Below are 19,742 nucleotides of genomic sequence, written 5' to 3'. Positions count from 1 at the left end.
AGAAAGTGGAAATAAAATAAAAAACTTAAACAATAGAACAAAAGAATTGTGTTTGAGTGTTTTATGCATTTAGAAATTTAAAAGGAGGAATCTAAGGTGGATCTAAAGAAAAGCCTTTTTAATTCTAGATATTTTCATGAAAATTCAAAATTATTTCCTAGAACACATCAAGAAGAATATATAAAGAATTATCCAATTCTTACTGAACGTCCTAAGTTCAAATGTATCAAGGAGTATGACTTTTTCCAATCAACTAATCTATTGGATGAAATAGATTTTTATCAAACACTCCGAAAAAGAAGAACTTCTAGATCTTTTGAGGTTCGTTCAGTAATCGCATATGAGAAATTGAAATCAATATTAACTAATTCTTACGGGATAACAAAAGAAAATGAAAAACTAAGAAGTGTTCCTTCAGGTGGAGCGAGGTTTCCTATATATATATATATATTTATATTTAATGTGTCTGAACTAGAAAAAGGAATATATATATATATTCCTGAAGAAAACAAACTAGGGTTGTTATATATTGGGGACTTTAGAGATAAAATTAGTAATTGTATAGCAAGACCTTACAAAAATGAGGTTGAGAAATGTTCATTTATAACAGTAAGTGTTTCGAATTTTCTTCATAGTTGTGAAAAATATGGAGAGAGAGGATATAGACTTGCCTTGCTTGACTGTGGACATATTTCTCAAAATCTTTACTTGACTAGTACAGCTGAAAAAATTTCATGTAGAGCACTGGCTGGTTTTTATGATAATAAATTAAATGAACTATTATTATTAAATGAAGATTTTGAAGAAGCTATATTAGTACATCTATTTGGAATTGAACAAGAAAGTTTAGGTAGTCAATTTGATATGGAGGAGAATAATTACTATTATGGTGAAAATAACAAATGAAATCTAAAAGCATTTTACTTTATTATTTTAGAAAACAAAAATATTTGGTTATAGTATACTTGTTTTTATTAGCTATGAAATCTTTATCTGTAATTAGTCTTCCTTTAATTTTAAAGTTTGTTATAGATAATATAATTCCCAGAAAAGATATAACGTATCTTAATTATTCAATCATTTTTCTTATAATAATAATGATACTCTATGCTTTATTGGAATGTTTGGTTATATATGTAAATAACAGATTGATAATAAAGACAAATTTCTCATTAAGAAAAGACTTGATTAATAAAATTTTAAATTCTACTAGTTTGAACTTAACAAAAAAGTCTAATGGTTTTTATGTACAATCTATCATAGGTGATGTAGCTAATTGTCAAATAATTATTAATAATGTATTTATAAAAATGTTTGTTGAGGTGATAACATTTGTTGTATTATTAATAATTTTATTAAATATAAATATTACTCTTTCAATGGTTTATCTTGCTTTCTTTCCACTATATTTTATAATATATTCTGTCTCTGGGAGAGTTATTACTAGAATTAGTAAAGAATTTTTAAATAATAAAGATATGCTTACTAAAACTATTTATTTGATTCATGAAAATCTAGAGTACATAAAAAGATTTAAATCCCAAAGTAACTATGTAAAACAATATATTAATAGTTCAAATTCACTTCGTATTTGGGCAGAGAAAAGAGGTTTGTTTGATGGTGGATTAAAATTTATAAATAGCATAGTTCAATTTTCGTTAATAATATTATTAATTTTCTTTGGAGCTAAAGGAATAATTAATGGTTCAATGAGTATTGGTACTTTTGTAGCTTTTTATTTGTACTCTTTTAAATTTTTTGGACCTATAAACAGCATATTACAACTTTTGATTGTTTATAAGGAAAAAAAAATTTCGATGAATCGATTAAGTTTGATATTTAATTTATTAGATGAACCTAGAGGTGACGAACCGGAATTTAAGACTGGTAACGTTATCTTGAATAGATTATCTTTGAACTTAAAAGAAACTAAATTAACGGAGGATATTACTTTTACATTTTCTAGGCATAAATTAAATTTTATTATAGGAGAAAATGGCTTAGGTAAGTCGACTCTTATAAAGTCCTTTAATAGAATCATACCCGTAGATGATGGAAAAATATTTATAGATGATCAGGATGTAAACTCAATTTCAGTTAACAGATTACGTGAAAAGGTATCGATCAATTTTCAACAAAGCCAGTTTATTAGTGACTCAGTAAGGGATCATCTAGATTATGATATAAAGTCTGAAAGTGAAAGCTATAATAGTATAATGAAGTTTCTTAGGGACTATATTCAATTAAGTATCGGAGAAGTTTCTGATATATCAAAACTATCTGGTGGAAAAAGACAATTGGTATCCCTGTATTTATCTTTATGTCTGAAGCCAGAGGTATTAATTTTAGATGAGTCTTTTTCAAATTTAGATATTGAAACCTCAAACTATATTTTTAACTCACTCAGAAAACTAAGTAGTGAAATAACTATTATTATAATTACTCATGATTTAAGTTTTATATTAGAGTCAGATAATGTTCTAGATTTATCAAAATTCAGAATAGGAGGTATGGTTTATGGGGCAGAAAATAATAAAAAATTTCAAACCTATTAAAGGAAGTCACTGTTCTTCTACATGTATTACAGAAGCAGTTAGACTTTTTGGGAAAGATGTTAACGAAACTCTTATCTTTGGTATATCATCTGGTTTAGATTTTATATATGCTAAATACCCTACTTTTGGCTTTTCACGTATCGTATCAGGAAGAACCCCTATGTTAGAAACAAGTTTTACTAAAACGATAGGACACCATCTTTATTGGAGAGAGGGATGCGTAGTTGAATGGGGAGCCATTAAGGAGTATATAGAAAACGACACTCCTATTTTCTTCCTCACAGATATTTTTTATCTGCCATTTTACAACGCTGAAAGAAGTAATTTTGCAGGGCATACTATTAGCGTTGTGGGTTATAACGATAACAAGAAAATATTATATGTATCAGATTATATCAGTGATCATTTATTCGAACTTCAATATAATGAATTAATACAAGCTATTGAAAATAAAAAACCGCCGTTTCAAAAATCATTTCAATGGATGCCTTTTACGATTGATAAGAGCTTTATTTTAAACCTAGATATAAAGCAGCTTGTAATAAATGGGATAAATGCAAATGCTAAATCAATGCTATCACCCTCTAATAAAAGAGGAGTAAATGCGATTAATTGTTTGGCACAAGAGGTAATTTATTTTAAAGATTTACCTAATTGGAGGAACCTTTGCCTACAAATATACCAGTCCATGGAGAAAATAGGAACTGGTGGTTTGGGTTTTAGAAAAATGTATCATGATTTTTTATTGCAAGCAAGAAGTATATTAGGGAAGGAATTAAAAGTTTCAATTAACTCTATAGAAAGTTTAGAAAAACATTATAAGGTTATGAGTAGATACTTCTTTTTGGCAGCAAGAAGGGGAGAAACTAAATACCTTTATGAATTAAAAGATATTTTATTATTTATTTGTGAATTAGAGAGACAAATGTGGAAGGAACTATTTGAAGCTACTTCCTTAGATGTCGATAGACAACTTCTAAATTAGGACTAATTTATTTAAACTATTAATAGATTAAAATATCCTATTGCTAAAATATATGAATATTGATCACGACCATCAAGTGATTTTTGCAATCATTTTCGATTTTTGCCATTTTCCGCTACTGAATGTACCACATTGCCAACATGTTTCCCCATAAAATCCTACAAATTACTAGTTTATAAACTGTAGGGTTTTTTATGTTTTTGAAAACCCCTGGCTGTGCCAGGGAGGGTATGTCAACACTAAATTGTACAAATTTCTAAAGGTAAGCGTCAAATAGTTCCCACATTTTAAAAATATGCCTCACGTGCGATAATCTTCTTAGAAATTATTCGGGAGGTTATGCGATGACTTTAGTAGACAAAAGAATAGAATGGAAAGCGCGGTATGATACCTGGAAAACGAGTAACTTGAGTGTGGCTGAGTGGTGTCCTGCTTTCTTATGTAAAAGATTTCCTTGGACATCAAAGTTCTACAACAACGAGCATCTATGCTTCAGCCGATATTACCATGAATAAGGGATGCCCTTGAAAAAGCAGCAAAAATGGATAGCAACTCAACTAGTGAGGTCCCAGTTTGGGAAGATAATGAGGATATGATATTAAAACATTGTGGTTTGAAATAGCATACCCATCTATCGATGGTTATACCGAAGATAATGAAATTCGTGGCTGTTATTATCAACAATAACAGTCGTAATTTGGGATAATAATAACTTCGGAATAATCTTTTGGCGTGAACCCCCCGCCTAGGCATGACTACAGTATGATGGTAATCTGCCTTCTACTTATATTTAGGGTTTAACACTAACTCACGTGTAGTATGCATCGTGACGCTCGCTTTAAGCGATAATTTGTGTAGTGCCACCAAAATACTTATACGCACGTTTGTGTGCGATTATCCATGCATGTAAATCCATCGATAAGGTTGTACTTCTGCATACGATAATTGACAGCACGGCAATGTCGCAACGAAAACGTACGCCTTTACTTTCTCCCCAGTATCTCTATCGATAATAAAGGATGTAGATGCCCAATTAACATCCATAATTTCACCAGGTTTTCTACAGATACTTAAAGTGGCTTTGTACTTGTCTGCGCACTTACTGTAATGACATAGAAAACTGCGATACGAGTAAGGGATCTTCTGATTTGTACGACACTCATCTTCGTATTCATGGTGGAGAAGGGAAAGCGTCACATTCGGCTTTGCCAATTCTTCATGAATATAATCGAAGTTCAGTGGATGTCGGCCTGAACCTTCCAAGGTCTTTTCTGGAAAGAGAAACTTCTCAATCAATTGATCTGTCATTTCATCGTCTAACGGACAACATTAATCCTTTCTTTTAAGCTAAACGGATGACCTCTGTTACTTTTTGACGATAGTTACTAGTATTTGCGGCAATGCACCTAAGACTAATACCCTCATCATGCAATTTCAATATCTTTTGAAAATGAATCATAAAAATACCTCCATATAATAAATGTCACACCCGTAGGTGTACCCATTAATTATACAAAGGTATGGACTGGTAAACTCGCGGCATTTACTGGTACATTCTTTGTCACTAGGTGATAAAAAAGGTGGCAGAGATGGTGCATTTCAGTGGTCGTAATCAATAGTTGAGGGAGCATCCGGATCCGTAATCAAATATTTGTTAAAAATTCAATAATAAATGGTTTTTTAGGGCCATGATTATTGGATATTTATTTTTTGAACAAGCGTAGAACTTGATATCCATCAGACTGTAGTCCCTTGTAACCCTGAAACCAAAAAGGATATTTAATAGGAATTATTGTGAAAAAGAACTGAATAAAACAATATGTAGCTGTACCTATTACGAGACCATTTATAGAAGAATATAATTCCATGTATATGTAGATGACAGCCAAGATAATTGATAGGAGTAGAGACATTATAGGGCCGGATAACATAAAAATAACCAATTGCCATCTTCTTAATTTGCCATTCTTTCTGTGATATGTGCAGTAACCTGCAAATCCCCATAATAAATGAAAATGCATTCTTCCAATCTTAAAATTCTCCTCGTTGGAAGACTCCCGGTTTCCTAGATAAATTCTTACAATACCATCCTTAGCTGAAAGAATAAAACCTATTCCATGGCCAATTTCATGTAAGAGGGTACAAAAAGGAATTAAAAAAAAATAAAAAATTAAAAAAAACAGAAAAGACATTTGTATGACTCCTTTTATATTATAAAAATTGTAGTAATACCTATATATTACCATAAAACCATTGGATATACAGTGAGAAATTTTGTTTGAAAATAAATCAGGTGTTTAATGCAAAGTAAAAGTTATGAATATTGCAATGGGATTAAGGCGTTGCAACTTTATACGGAGAAGTGAGCATGATACCCTTGTAAGTTAGCCAAGCCTTTATATAGCTGGCATCTTGGCTAATCATTCATGCTCACAGAGGCTCCGTGTCAAGTTGTAACATTTTCACTTTCTGATTGCAATCTTCTAACAATCTGCTTTGCAAAACACAACCAGTTCTTATTTTCAAAGATCAAACAAAAAATCAAATGAAAAAGATAGGCACAAGTAAAGCCAACAGACTTTGTAATACCAGCTTATCTAAGATGTTTAAATAATGCTAATTCTTTAAATATTGATTTTAATGCATTTGGCAGTTGCTTATTTAGGTCATTATTCGCTATCATATAGGAGACACCTCTTCTGTATTGGTTGTGTTTTTTCGACAATTACACAATACCAAATGTTGAGGTGTTTTTTTATACCTAATTTGATTGTCAATGACCATATTTGAACAGTAATAAGCTTTACAGCTAGTTATATTGAGTGCTTTTTTCTAGCTGCGAAAGTTGAGTTATAAGAAAAACCGGCCATAACCCGCCCGGTCCTAATTGATTTAAATTTTATATAACTACCTATAATATGGATTATGTTAACTAGCTAGACAATTTATCGATATGGCCATTTTGAAATATGTTATGTGCAAGTATATCGCTCCGGCCAATCACTCCGCGTCCGGCGTGCACGGCTTCAGCTAACTTTGTGAAGAAGAACACTTCTCAAGCTCGCGCTGTTCCTGCAGGAGTCTCCGTGGTTGGCCTACGCTAAAGTTTAGACTCTACAACGAATGTAAGAGAGAGTATAGTGATTGGTATTTATAAGTGTCTAGTAATGTTTCCAACTTGATCATAATGAAAAGCACCACTGCTATTAACTGTGGCTAACGTTGTAGAACTTCATTTAAGCGTAGGAAATATGCGGAGACTCCCGTGGGATTAGCGCGAGCTGAAGATCCACTTAGGAAAGAAAAGAATTTTCTTTCCTAAGTTAGCTGAAGCCGTGCCCCACAGGACGCGGAGCACATTTCCGAAGCTTTGCTACACATATACTACATTTCAAAATAGCCAAATATAATACAGCTCTACTTAACATAATCCATATTATCAGAATAGATGCAAAAAAGAGACTTGGTCATTGACCAAATCTCTTTTTTTAGTTGATAGCGGCGGAGGGAATCGAACCCACGACCTCACGGGTATGAACCGTACGCTCTAGCCAGCTGAGCTACACCGCCATAGATGAAATTGCCTGTCCTTCTTTTGAAAGACACAAAGAATATAATACAACAGCTTTAGTTATCTGTCAACAACTAATTGAAAATTTATAATAGAACATAAAGTTCTCGATGTTTATTGTTCTCTATCAACAAGGTCTGTCATAAAAATGAAGTAATTAATGGGTGATGGAAGGGAGAAAATGTCGGATTGCCCAATATTATAAGAATGGCGTCGAACTTTTTAGAACGGCATCTTCCTTGTTTTGACAAAATTTCAAAACGAGGTGTGATTTAATATGTGCAGAGGAGTGATAGAATGAACACATATACGGAGAATAAACCAAAATCTTTTTTTTCGGGTCAATCCATGGCCTCCAATTGGCGAAAGAAGTTTGCAAAACAATTGACAACCTTAATGTTCGAGAAAGGATTATTAATTTGCATCATCGGTTTTTTACTTGGACGAGCTGTCATCTTGTCGACACTCTCCCCATTTGTAATTGCTTTCGTAGCATCTGTATGGTTTTTGCGTCGTGATAAGGTACTACCCGTGATCACTTTTTCACTATTAGGGGCAGTTACATACGGCCTGTCACACAGCTTCTATATCTTTCTATCAGTAGCATTATTAATTGTATTCTCTCTCTTTATGTACCAATCAAAAATGGTCGAAAGGATACTGCCGGTCTTTGTATTCTTAGCGGCAAGCATTCCACGAATCAGTCTCTTCGCTATGACGACAAAGCTTACGTATTTAGAATGGATGATTGCTTTGGTGGAAGGTGTACTTGCAGCAGTGCTGTTACTTATCTTTATGCAGAGTATTCCGTTATTATCACCAAAACGATACAAACCGATATTAAAAAATGAAGAAATTGTTTGTTTTATCATTTTGTTAGCTTCCATTCTTACCGGTGTTATGGGAGTTCAAATATATGGAGCACAAATGGAACAAATATTGGCGCGATATTTAGTCTTGATTCTTTCACTGATAGGTGGAGCGGCGATAGGATCTACAGTGGGGGTAGTTGCAGGGTTAATATTAAGTCTCGCTAATATCGCGAACATGTATCAAATGAGTTTGTTAGCTTTTTCTGGTCTTTTGGGCGGATTGTTGAAAGAAGGGAGAAAATTAGCGGTCAGTCTAGGTCTATTGATTAGTACGTTATTAATCAGTTTATATGGAGAATCTTTTTCTTATTTAACGGTAGCCATGATGGAATCAGCTTTTGCGATCGTACTATTTATGTTGACTCCCAACAAATTCATTAAGCAGATTGCCAGGTACATACCTGGGACGGTTGAGCACACCCAGGAACAGGAGCAATATTTACAGAAGGTCCGCAATGTAACTGCACATCGTGTCGAGCGCTTCTCCAATGTATTTAAAGCATTATCCCGCAGCTTTCAGACAGAATCCAGTCAGTGGCAGGAACAAGATTTAGAAGTCGACTATTACTTAAGTAATGTCACGGAAAAAACCTGTCAGACATGCTTTAAGAAAGAAACATGCTGGGTGCAGCAATTTGATAAAACATATCAATTAATGAGAGACGTGAAGGACCAGTTAGAAACAGACGAACAACTCAACAATATTACCAATCGTCAATTTGAAAATCATTGTATTAAATCCCGTAAGGTAATAGATACCATGCAACAAGAGTTGTCCTTTTTTCAGGCGAATAAACAATTAAAGAAGCAAGTACTGGAGAGTCGTCGTTTCGTAGCAGATCAACTGCAAGGTGTTTCAGAAGTAATGGAGAATTTCGCTAATGAAATCCTTAAGGAAAAGGAGAACCATGAACAACAGGAAATCGAAATTGTTGCAGCCCTCAAGCATATTGGTATCGAGCTAGAGAAATTAGATATTTACAGTTTAGAAAAGGGCAACACCGACATTGAAATGGTGATAACTTTTCAGGAATACCACGGGGAAGCAGCTAAGCTGATTGCACCAATATTATCAGATATTCTGAATGAAACGATAATTGTGGTAACAGAAGATCTTTCTCCTTTAGCAAGGGGGCATAGTTTCTTTACGTTTGGATCAGCTAGAAAATATGTCATTCAAACAGGCGTGGCACACGCAGCGAAAGGTGGAGGTTTAGTTTCGGGGGATTGTTACAAATCGATGGACCTTGGTGCTGGCAAATATGCATTGGCCATTAGTGATGGAATGGGGAATGGTGACCGGGCGCATGAAGAGAGTACAGAAACATTACGGTTGTTACAACAAATTTTAGAATCAGGTTTGCATGAACAGGTCGCGATTAAATCCATCAATTCGATTCTTGCATTACGGACTAATGAAGAAATCTACGCAACCCTTGATTTGGCAATGATTGATCTGCACAAGGCAGTTGTTCAATTTCTTAAAGTAGGATCGACCCCTAGTTTTATATTGAGAAATGACGCGGTGGAAACGGTCGAGGCTAGTAATCTGCCGATCGGTATCATTAAAGAAATGGATGTTGAAGTTGTAAGTACACAGTTAAAGGCGGGGGATTTCTTAATTATGATGAGCGATGGTATCTTTGAAGGTCCAAAAGATATCGAAAATGTCGATTTATGGTTGAAACGAAAATTGCTTGATATAGATACGAAAGAGCCACAAGCCATTGCAGATTTATTATTAGAAGAAGTGATTCGAACACAGAGTGGTGAAATTGACGATGATATGACTGTTCTCGTTGCAGAAATTAAAGATAACCAGCCACAATGGGCACCGATACGGTCATTCGGTAATTTTGAAAGAGAGTATATTAGTTAAAATGATAGAGAAAGGACAGGTATAATCCATCTTGTTATTGGCGAAACTGAAGGATAAATAGTTACCAATAATAGGAGGATAAAGTGATGAAAACAGGCACTCTTAAACAAATTCTATTAATCACAGACGGTTGTTCTAATCAAGGTGAAGATCCGGCACTTGTTGCCAGTTTAGTAGCAGAGCAGGGCATTACCGTTAATGTCATTGGAATTTTAGAAGATGATCATACCGAGCAGCCAGAAGGATTAAGTGAAGTAGAAGATATCGCAAGCAATGGACAAGGTGTCAGTCAGATCGTTTATCAGGATGCTTTGGCGCAGACTGTGCAGACCGTTACCAAACAGGCGATGACCGAAACGTTGCAAGGTGTTGTTAATAAAGAGCTTAAACAAATACTGGGTAGCGAAAAAACGATGGAAGAATTGCCGCCTGAACAACGGGGCGAAGTGATGGAAGTGGTGGATGAATTAGGAGAAACTTGTGATCTCGAAGTTCTCGTTTTAGTGGACACCAGTGCCAGTATGACGAATAAATTACCGACGGTGCAAGAAGCACTGATAGATTTATCGATCAGTATGAATGCGCGGATTGGGCGAAGTCGTTTTGCTGTTTATCAGTTCCCGGGAAGGAAGAAACCGATCCATCCATTAGTAGATTGGACATCGAGGTTAGATTCCATTTCATCCATCTTTGCTAAAATATCAAGTGGGGGGATTACTCCAACAGGTCCTGCATTAAAAGACGCCATGTATCAATTTGGCAAGAAGACGCTGAGAAGGAGATTTATGGACGATGATTACTCAAACATCGAAGAAGCCTGATATTGCTTTAAGAAAAGGTCAAGTCATCAAAGGTAAATGGCATCATCAGCAATATCACGTTGTGAAAAAGCTTGGAAGTGGTGCGATTGGTGCTGTTTATCTTTGTGTCCATGAAAATAAACAGGTGGCATTAAAAATTAGCAAGCAAAGCACTTCGATCAGTTCTGAGGTCAACGTACTCAAATCTTTTCAATCGGTTCAAGGTTACCACCTTGGGCCTTGTTTAATAGATGTAGACGATTATCAGGCAACTAATAGTTATACTTATTCATTTTATGTCATGGAGTATATTTCGGGAGAATCCGTACACGATTTCCTCAGACGTAATGGGCACGAATGGCTCATTTCATTACTAATTGGCTTTACGAAGGATTTACATGTGTTGCATAAACAAGGCTATGTATTCGGCGATTTAAAGATTGAGAATCTGATTGTCTCTCGTAAACCAGTTCAATTACGGTGGGTAGATGTTGGCGGAACAACTTTGCAAGGAAGAGCAATAAAAGAATATACTGAATTTTACGACAGGGCATACTGGCAATGTGGCACACGTAAAGCAGATCCAGGCTATGATTTATTTGCGTTAGCGATGGTTGTTCTGAGGGTCTATTATCCAAACGGTTTTACAAAAGGAAATAACCCTAAGAAAACATTACAGCAAAAAATTCATCAAGCCGTTGATATCGAACCATTGCGAAAACTGTTGATGATGATGACGAACGGATCCATGCAAGAAGCGGAGCAAGTTAAAAATTATTTGTTAACGTATTTCGCCAGTCGTAGAACGAAGCAAGTTCATGGTGGCAGAAGAAGCCGATCCAAATCTTCGGAAGAAACCTATTATCCTTTTTTAGAAATCGGCAGTATTTTAACTGTTGGAGGTATTTGTTATCTTTATGTCACATTATTTATGTGATATAACAGTTTTATGAATCATATTATGTTAAAATAATGTAAAAGAGTTTGGATGGGGTGGTGGTGATTGAATAAGATTCGCCTTGACGATAAAGTAATCCCTTTTATCAAGAGGCATCAGCTAATACATAACGAAGCAACTGTATTAGTCGGTGTGTCAGGTGGCGCCGATTCCCTGTTATTACTTCATTGTATGAACGAGTGGCAGCGTGAATGGGGATTGAATTTGGTTGCGATGTCGATCAATCATGGTTTGCGTGGTGAAGAATCGATACAAGATGTGCAGTATGTAGAACGTATTTGTAAGGAATGGGATATCCCTTTTATTGCGAAACAAGTAGATGTAAATGGCAGGAAGATTTCTCATAAAGAAGGTACACAAGAAGCAGCTCGGATCTTGCGTTATCAGGCTTTTCAAGAAGTGATGGAGGAGATTGGAGCAGATTATCTGGCGTTAGCACATCATGGTGACGATCAGGTAGAGACTGTTATGATGAAACTGGCCCGTCAGACAAATCCGGCTTCTCTAGCTGGCATACCCGTAAAAAGAAGGTTTGCGACAGGGTATATCATTCGACCATTTTTATGTTTATCGAAAGCGGAAATCTATCAGCAATGTGAAGACCGCGGTATTACTCCGAGAGAAGACCCTTCAAACCATTCTACGGCATACACACGCAATTTCTTTCGCAAGTATGTCTTACCGTATATGAAACAACAAAATGAACACATTCATCAGCATGTACAACAATTGACGGAGCGTATTTCAGAAGATCAGGAATACCTTGTGCATGAAGCGGATAAAATGTTGAAAGAAGTTGTTAGTTTTGAGAAGAATGGGGTATTTTTTACTATAGATTTTTTTCTTGCGTATCCGATAGCTTTACAAAGGAGAGCCTTTCATCTAATATTAAATTATCTCTATTCAGAGATACCGAAAGATCTTGCATTCCAACATGAGAAAGATTTTTTCTCTTTGCTACATCATAAAAAAAGCAACGTGAGCCTTGATTTTCCTCGATCATTACAAGTGATCAAAAGTTATCAAGAGTTGCGCTTTCGCTTCTTATTGCAGGATGATCATCAATATGAACAACCTCCTGTTATACAAATTCCGGGTAGCTGTATACTACCTGATGGTGCCACTTTAAAGGCGTCGGTAAGGGTAGATGCGACCGTTGAAGATCGTCATATTTTACATATACCAACTGAGTGTGAGGCGTTATTTCCACTTCAGATTCGTACGAGACAAGATGGTGATCGTATGAAGGTAAGAGGTTTAAATGGTCGAAAGAAAGTGAAAGATATTTTTATTGATGAAAAGATTCCAGCTTATCAAAGAGACCGTTGGCCAATCATCATCGGGGCAGATGGATCATTGCTTTGGATTGCAGGTCTGAAGAAAGCAGAAATACCAAAAGCAAATAAGCAAAGCAAGTATGTTGAATTAACATATTGCAGTCTAATTAAGTAGGAGGCAACAAGATGCATAATGAAATTAAGCAAGTTTTAATTTCAGAAGAGCAAATTCAGGAAAAGTGCAAACAGCTTGGAAAACAATTAACGGAAGAATATCAAGGAAGATTCCCTTTAGCTATCGGCGTTCTAAAAGGAGCTTTACCTTTTATGTCTGATATATTAAGAGCTATCGATACCCACCTTGAGATGGACTTCATGGATGTTTCAAGTTATGGAAATGAAATGCGTTCTTCTGGAGAAGTAAAGATTGTCAAAGATTTAGATACAAAAGTAGAAGGACGAGACATTCTAATTATTGAAGATATTATTGATAGCGGACTGACTTTAAGTTATTTAGTAGATCTGTTTAAATACCGAAAAGCAAGATCGATCAAAATCGTGACGCTTTTAGATAAGCCGGAAGGAAGAACAGCTGATATTAAAGCGGATATTATCGGTTTTGAAGTGCCGAATGAATTTGTTGTTGGTTACGGATTGGATTACCAGGAAAAGTATCGTAATCTTCCTTATATCGGAATATTAAAGCCAGAAGTATATGGTGGAACAGAATAAATGAGTTGCAGACAACGCTCAGTTGTAATTAGTTGTCACAAAGTCTTTCAATATGATACTATTTACTATAGTTTTCTCGTGTCGGGAGGAGGTAGGCAATGAATCGGATTATACGTAATGTAATACTTTATTTCGTAATCTTTTTAGCAGTGATTGCGATCATTTCAGTATTCAGCAGCCAAAACAATCAGGCTGAAGAGTTAAAAGTTAGTGAATTTTATGAAGCGCTAGAGAATAATCAGATAGCAGAAATGGAAATGCGCCCTTCGAATGGTGTTATGCGAGTTCAAGGGGAGCTGAAGGAAGATAGTCAAGCCTTTATTTCGAATATCCCAGACAGCCCTGCAATTGTGGAGAACGTAACAAACACAGCCTCAGATCAAGGGATATTAAACGTCTACGAAGAGGAACAGCCAAGTGGATGGGTTACCTTCCTAACAACCATGATTCCATTTGTTATCATATTTATTTTGTTTTTCTTCTTACTCAACCAAGCTCAAGGTGGCGGAAGCCGTGTTATGAACTTTGGTAAAAGTAAGGCGAAAATGTACAATGAAGAAAAGAAAAAAGTTCGTTTCCGCGACGTAGCCGGAGCGGATGAGGAAAAGCAAGAATTAGTAGAAGTTGTGGACTTCTTGAAGGATCCACGTAAGTTTGCTACCATCGGTGCAAAAATTCCAAAAGGGGTTTTATTAGTAGGACCTCCTGGTACTGGTAAGACGTTGTTAGCTAGAGCAGTTGCCGGTGAAGCGGGTGTGCCGTTCTTCTCTATCAGTGGTTCGGACTTCGTTGAAATGTTTGTCGGTGTTGGTGCATCACGTGTGCGTGATTTGTTTGAGAACGCCAAAAAGAATGCTCCTTGTATTATTTTTATCGATGAGATCGATGCAGTAGGTCGTCAGCGTGGCGCTGGTGTTGGTGGTGGACATGATGAACGTGAACAAACCTTAAACCAATTACTGGTGGAAATGGATGGTTTCGGTGAGAACGAAGGAATCATTATTATTGCTGCAACAAACAGACCAGATATATTAGACCCGGCATTGTTACGTCCAGGTCGTTTTGACCGTCAGATTACGGTTGACCGTCCAGACTTAAAAGGCCGCCAAGATGTCTTGGCAGTTCATGCGCGTAACAAACCATTAGCGGACGACGTGGAATTAAAAACGATTGCCATGCGTACACCAGGTTTTTCTGGTGCGGACTTGGAGAATTTACTTAATGAAGCAGCGCTTGTTGCTGCACGACATGATAAAGAGAAAATCGGCATGGAAGACGTCGATGAAGCCATTGATCGTGTTATTGCCGGTCCTGCTAAGAAAAGCAGAGTTATCTCTAAGAAAGAACGTAATATTGTGGCATACCACGAAAGTGGACATACAATTATCGGTATGGTATTAGACGATGCTGATATGGTTCACAAGGTAACGATTGTACCTCGTGGTCAAGCTGGTGGCTATGCCGTTATGTTACCTCGTGAAGATCGCTATTTCATGACGAAACCAGAATTGTTCGATAAGATTACCGGTTTACTAGGTGGTCGTGTAGCAGAGGAAATCATCTTTGGTGAAGTGAGTACAGGTGCACATAACGATTTCCAACGAGCTACTGGAATTGCGCGAAAAATGGTAATGGAATATGGTATGAGTGATAAGATTGGACCTTTACAGTTCGGTAACAGCAATGGTCAAGTTTTCTTAGGTCGCGACATGCAAAACGAACAGAATTACAGTGATGCAATTGCTTATGAAATTGATCAAGAGGTCCAACAGTTTATCCAAACATGCTATGAGCGTGCTAAACAAATTCTTACCGAAAATCGCGATAAATTAGAACTTGTGGCACAAACATTACTAGAAATCGAAACCTTGGATGCTAGCCAAATCAAATCATTATTTGAAGATGGAGTACTTCCTGACCCGGTTGTTTCTGAACAAGATGGTAAGGAAACAAAATCGGAAGCATCTGAGCAAAAAGAAGAAAAATCTTCTGATGTACGAGTGAATATTCAATCGAAGACAGAAGATAATACAGATGAAGATAATTCTTCAGATGGCAAAGATAAACAATAAGTTAAAAAAGCAGTTCCTTGCTTAATAAGGAACTGCTTTTTCATTGCCTGGGAAATGATGATATGCTGTCCGTTGAAGGTAACGGTCGGTATAGTTGATTTTATTGCAGGGATATACCTGATGCTGAGTTGGTAAGTGATAATAGCTGTAAGTCCATCAAAACCTTCTTTGAGGAAAAAATAAGATGCTGTAAAAATTCAATTAACTTGCGACAGATAGTAAAAAGACTATACAATATGAAGATAAGTATACTAAATAAACTATTGTGGAGGAAGCTATGATCTTTGTAATAGATGTGGGAAATACCAATACCGTCTTAGGTGTGTTTCGTGAAGAAAAATTAACGTTTCAATGGCGGATGCAGACCGATAAGAATAAAACAGAGGATGAATATGCTATGTTTATCCGATCGTTATTAGAGCATGAAGGATTGCGATTTTCTGATATCAATGGAATTGTTATTTCTTCTGTAGTGCCACCTATTTTGTTTGCTTTACAACGAATGGCAGATAAGTATTTCCATTGTAATCCAATGGTGATAGGTGATGATAAGGTGAATCCATATTTGAAAATGAAGTATCCTAATCCTAAAGAGTTAGGTGCCGATCGAATTGTTAATGCTGTAGGAGTAATTAAAGAGTATGGATCACCGAGCATCATTATTGATTTCGGAACAGCTACTACCTACTGTTATATTAATGAAAAAAATGAATACGTAAGTGGTGTCATAACGCCGGGTATTAATATATCGCTCGAAGCATTGTATCAAAATGCTGCCAAATTACCAAAGATTGAGTTAAAAAAACCTGCTAATGTGTTAGGTGATTCAACAGTAGAAGCGATGCAATCAGGTGTTTATTTTGGCTATGTAGGACAAGTAGATGCAGTAGTAAATCGTATTAAACAAGAAATTGGCCGATCACCTCAAGTCATCGCGACTGGTGGACTAGCTACATTAATTGCTAAAGATTCTTCAGTTATTGATATAGTTGATCCGTATTTAACATTAAAAGGATTATATGAAATATACCGAACGAATGAAAAAGATTTTGAATGAGAGAAAGGAAGTTCAGTCATGAATGATTATTTACTGAAAGCAACTGCATTTAAAGGAGAAGTTAGAGCGTATGCGATTCGTTCAACTGACACAGTAGAAGAAGCAAGAAAACGTCAGGATACATGGGCAACGGCAACGGCAGCATTAGGCAGAAGTATCACGATTACCACGATGTTTGGAGCTATGTTGAAGGGCGAGAATAAATTGACGGTGAAAGTAGAAGGAGAGGGACCGATCGGGGCAATTATTGCTGATGCAAATGCCAAAGGGGAGGTCCGAGGCTATGTGATAAACCCACATGTCGATTTCGAATCAAATGATCAGGATAAACTAGATGTAAAGAGAGCGGTTGGAACGAAGGGGACACTAAGCGTTGTTAAGGACCTAGGTTTAAAAAATAACTTTACAGGACAAGTTCCCATCGTTTCTGGTGAAGTCAGTGAGGATTTCACTTACTATTTAGCGAATTCAGAACAGGTACCATCTGCAGTTGGCGCAGGAGTATTAGTGAATCCGGATCACAGTGTACTTGCTGCTGGAGGTTTTATCGTGCAAATGATGCCGGGTGCTTCTGAAGAGACCGTTGCAAGAATTGAAGAAAGTATAGCAAGCGTTCCTCCGATCTCGACTATGGTTCGTGATGGAAAAACACCAGAGGAAATCTTGGAGACGATTCTAGGTGAAGAGAATATCAAGATACATGAGCGTATGGATGTGAAGTTCTCCTGTCCTTGTACAAAGGAAAGGTTAGAAACAGCCATTCAAAGTTTAGGAAACGAAGAAATTGATGCGATGATTAGAGAGGACCACGGCGCAACAGCAAATTGTCACTTTTGTAATGAGACATACACATTTACGATTGATGAGCTGCGTACATTAAAGACGCAATAGGGGGAGTATTTGTTGAGAGTTTCACGTCTGGTATTATGGTCGATTATTCTGCTGTTATTACTCACTAATATAGGTACGGTGCTTCTAATGTCCAACAACAATTCTTCAGATCAGCTTGTCATGTCAGATCGAGAAATCGATCGTAATAAGCCATTAGCAGAAGTAGGAAATACGGATATCAATTATCAGAGCTGGCTGAATGAGCTAATTAATCAGCATGGCGAAGAGGTTTTGCACAACATGGTAGATAGTGAAGTCGTTTTTCAATTAGCGAAACAACAAGATCTTTCCATCGAACCTAAAATCATTGAACGAGAAATAGCAAGAATGTTGGTGATGGAGGGGGTATTATCAGAAGAGGAGAAAGCTGATAAAGTCGATCAGTGGACAGAACAGATTGAATATCGGTACTATCTGCAAGAACTTATAACGAAGGATGTAGAGGTACCTGAATCAGAAATTGAGACCTATTTTAATGAATATAAACGACAATATCAATTTGAGGATATGGTACAGATCTCCCATATTCTCGTCCCTACAGAACAGGAAGCAGAGTATGTGATGACCAAGCTTGAAGACGGTGAATCATTCAGCGGAGTAGCTAAAGAACATTCCATTGACGAGGACACAGCGTCGGATGGCGGTTATTTAGGATTTTATTCAGAGACCAGCAGCTTTATTCCGGGTGAATATTATGATGTTTCGACCGAATTGTCACCAGGAGAATACAGTGAGCCACAATTAATGGATAATGGATATGCGGTCATTTACCTCCATCAGCATTTACCAGCTATTGAATTAAGCTATGAAGAGGCCTTCCAGGAAGTACGTCAGGATCTAGCGCTCGATCAACTGGAGAAAAATATAGATGCCGAAAGTTTATGGGAACAAACAGGAGTAAATTTGACATATAAAAATGCTAATAATTAGTGATGCTTACCATTAAATGGGTTGACAATGAATGCCGTTTCATGTACATTGTATATAAAACCAATAATTTTACTTGGATTTGAGGAGGAACTGGAATGAAGGTAGCTCAAAATGTTGGAGAATTGATTGGCAATACACCAATTGTGAAATTAAATCGTACAGCAGATCCGGAAGGTGCAGATATCTACTTAAAGCTAGAATTTATGAATCCAGGCAGCTCTGTAAAAGATCGTATTGCACTAGCGATGGTTGAAGCAGCTGAAGAAGATGGACTTTTAAAAGAAGGCGACACTATTATTGAACCAACAAGTGGTAACACTGGTATTGGTCTTGCGTTAGTAGCAGCAATTAAAGGTTATAAAGCTATTTTAGTAATGCCAGATACTATGAGCATGGAACGTCGTAACCTATTACGCGCATATGGTGCCGAATTGATTTTAACTTCTGGTGCTGAAGGTATGAAAGGCGCAATTGCGAAAGCGACAGAATTACAGAAAGAGAACGGATATTTCATGCCGCAGCAATTTAACAATGTAGCTAACCCTGCAGTACATGCACGTACTACTGGTAAGGAAATAGTAGAACAAATGGGCAGTCAGCTTGATGCGTTTGTTTCTGGTATTGGTACAGGTGGTACGATTACTGGTGCAGGTAAAGTATTAAAAGATCAGTATAAAGACATTAAGATTTATGCTGTAGAACCAACAGATTCCGCTATTTTATCAGGAGGTACACCAGGTCCTCACAAGATTCAAGGTATTGGTGCCGGTTTTGTTCCAGAAGTGCTGGATACTGAAGTGTATGATGAAGTTATTACGGTTTCCAATGACCAAGCATATGAAACAGCAAGAGAGGCAGCATGTAAAGACGGTGTACTTGGAGGCGTTTCTTCTGGTGCAGCAATCTATGCAGCTAAACAAGTAGCGAAACAACTTGGTAAAGGGAAGAAAGTATTAGCGGTTATTCCTAGTAACGGAGAGCGCTACCTATCTACACCACTTTATCAATTTGACGAAAAATAAAGAAACAAAAACGATCATCCCTTGCTGATGATCGTTTTTTATTAGCATTACAATCATTAAGGCAAATGACAAAAGAGAATCACGCTCTAAATGGAAGTTTTGGTTCTTATAATGTGGATTATGTTAAGTGCACTATTGCAA

The 19,742-nt window shown here is 36.6% G+C and carries 14 protein-coding genes, 1 tRNA gene and 1 pseudogene; 13 read left to right on the top strand and 3 right to left on the bottom strand.

The features are described from left to right. Window positions 1-96 precede the first annotated feature (96 nt). Genes MUN88_RS05295 through MUN88_RS05285 form a run of 3 tightly spaced genes read left to right on the top strand, consistent with a single transcriptional unit; the run spans window position 97 to window position 3,540 of the window. Window positions 97-906 carry a SagB/ThcOx family dehydrogenase gene (locus MUN88_RS05295; protein WP_244721752.1) on the top strand — a complete coding sequence of 270 codons (810 nt, stop codon included), beginning with the start codon at window positions 97-99 and terminating at the stop codon, window positions 904-906. After that, window positions 903-2,555, top strand: coding sequence for an ABC transporter transmembrane domain-containing protein (locus tag MUN88_RS05290; protein ID WP_244721743.1), 1,653 nt, complete (start codon window positions 903-905; stop codon window positions 2,553-2,555). The genes MUN88_RS05295 and MUN88_RS05290 overlap by 4 nt, the downstream gene beginning before the upstream one ends. Continuing rightward, complete coding sequence (locus MUN88_RS05285; protein WP_244721740.1) at window positions 2,518-3,540, top strand: BtrH N-terminal domain-containing protein; 1,023 nt, start codon at window positions 2,518-2,520, stop codon at window positions 3,538-3,540. Before MUN88_RS05290 ends, MUN88_RS05285 begins: the two co-directional genes overlap by 38 nt. A gap of 894 nt (window positions 3,541-4,434) precedes the next feature. On the opposite strand, the gene MUN88_RS05280 is transcribed toward MUN88_RS05285, so the two are convergent. From MUN88_RS05280 to MUN88_RS05275, 3 genes and pseudogenes are all read right to left on the bottom strand, one after another. Then, complete coding sequence (locus tag MUN88_RS05280; RefSeq protein ID WP_244721737.1) at window positions 4,435-4,848, bottom strand: hypothetical protein; 414 nt, start codon at window positions 4,846-4,848, stop codon at window positions 4,435-4,437. A gap of 1,201 nt (window positions 4,849-6,049) precedes the next feature. Further along, window positions 6,050-6,223 (bottom strand): annotated as a pseudogene (locus MUN88_RS21940) (IS4 family transposase); the annotation flags it as partial. Window positions 6,224-7,036: 813 nt separating this feature from the next. Next, a tRNA-Met gene (locus tag MUN88_RS05275) sits at window positions 7,037-7,110 on the bottom strand. Window positions 7,111-7,408: 298 nt separating this feature from the next. Between MUN88_RS05275 and spoIIE the strand changes: the two genes are divergently transcribed. From spoIIE to cysK, 10 genes are all read left to right on the top strand, one after another. After that, entirely contained in the window at window positions 7,409-9,862 is a 2,454-nt protein-coding gene (spoIIE, locus tag MUN88_RS05270; RefSeq protein WP_244721734.1) for a stage II sporulation protein E, read from the top strand. An 86-nt stretch (window positions 9,863-9,948) separates the two neighbouring features. Beyond that, window positions 9,949-10,683 (top strand): vWA domain-containing protein, encoded by a 735-nt coding sequence (locus tag MUN88_RS05265; protein ID WP_244721732.1) that lies wholly within the window; start codon window positions 9,949-9,951, stop codon window positions 10,681-10,683. Continuing rightward, window positions 10,655-11,599, top strand: coding sequence for a serine/threonine protein kinase PrkT (prkT, locus tag MUN88_RS05260; protein WP_244721730.1), 945 nt, complete (start codon window positions 10,655-10,657; stop codon window positions 11,597-11,599). The genes MUN88_RS05265 and prkT overlap by 29 nt, the downstream gene beginning before the upstream one ends. 66 nt (window positions 11,600-11,665) lie before the next feature. Beyond that, window positions 11,666-13,072, top strand: a complete 1,407-nt coding sequence (gene tilS, locus MUN88_RS05255; protein WP_244721729.1) for a tRNA lysidine(34) synthetase TilS — start codon at window positions 11,666-11,668, stop codon at window positions 13,070-13,072. 11 nt (window positions 13,073-13,083) lie between these two features. Beyond that, complete coding sequence (hpt, locus tag MUN88_RS05250; protein ID WP_244721726.1) at window positions 13,084-13,629, top strand: hypoxanthine phosphoribosyltransferase; 546 nt, start codon at window positions 13,084-13,086, stop codon at window positions 13,627-13,629. 98 nt (window positions 13,630-13,727) lie between these two features. Next, the gene (ftsH, locus tag MUN88_RS05245) at window positions 13,728-15,701 is read left to right on the top strand and encodes an ATP-dependent zinc metalloprotease FtsH (RefSeq protein WP_244721723.1); all 1,974 of its coding nucleotides are present in this window, start codon (window positions 13,728-13,730) and stop codon (window positions 15,699-15,701) included. A 277-nt stretch (window positions 15,702-15,978) separates the two neighbouring features. Next, on the top strand, window positions 15,979-16,758 hold the full coding sequence (locus MUN88_RS05240) for a type III pantothenate kinase (protein WP_244721720.1): 780 nt from the start codon (window positions 15,979-15,981) through the stop codon (window positions 16,756-16,758). A gap of 18 nt (window positions 16,759-16,776) precedes the next feature. Next, entirely contained in the window at window positions 16,777-17,649 is an 873-nt protein-coding gene (hslO, locus tag MUN88_RS05235) for an Hsp33 family molecular chaperone HslO (protein ID WP_244721717.1), read from the top strand. 12 nt (window positions 17,650-17,661) lie between these two features. Continuing rightward, window positions 17,662-18,579 (top strand): peptidylprolyl isomerase, encoded by a 918-nt coding sequence (locus MUN88_RS05230; protein ID WP_244721714.1) that lies wholly within the window; start codon window positions 17,662-17,664, stop codon window positions 18,577-18,579. 95 nt (window positions 18,580-18,674) lie between these two features. After that, window positions 18,675-19,601, top strand: coding sequence for a cysteine synthase A (cysK, locus tag MUN88_RS05225; RefSeq protein WP_244721711.1), 927 nt, complete (start codon window positions 18,675-18,677; stop codon window positions 19,599-19,601). Window positions 19,602-19,742: the final 141 nt, after the last annotated feature.

This window comes from Gracilibacillus caseinilyticus, from assembly GCF_022919115.1.
Classification (GTDB): domain Bacteria; phylum Bacillota; class Bacilli; order Bacillales; family Amphibacillaceae; genus Gracilibacillus; species Gracilibacillus caseinilyticus.
Note: the sequence above shows the minus strand (reverse complement) of the source record. Positions and strands in the feature narration are given on the sequence as shown.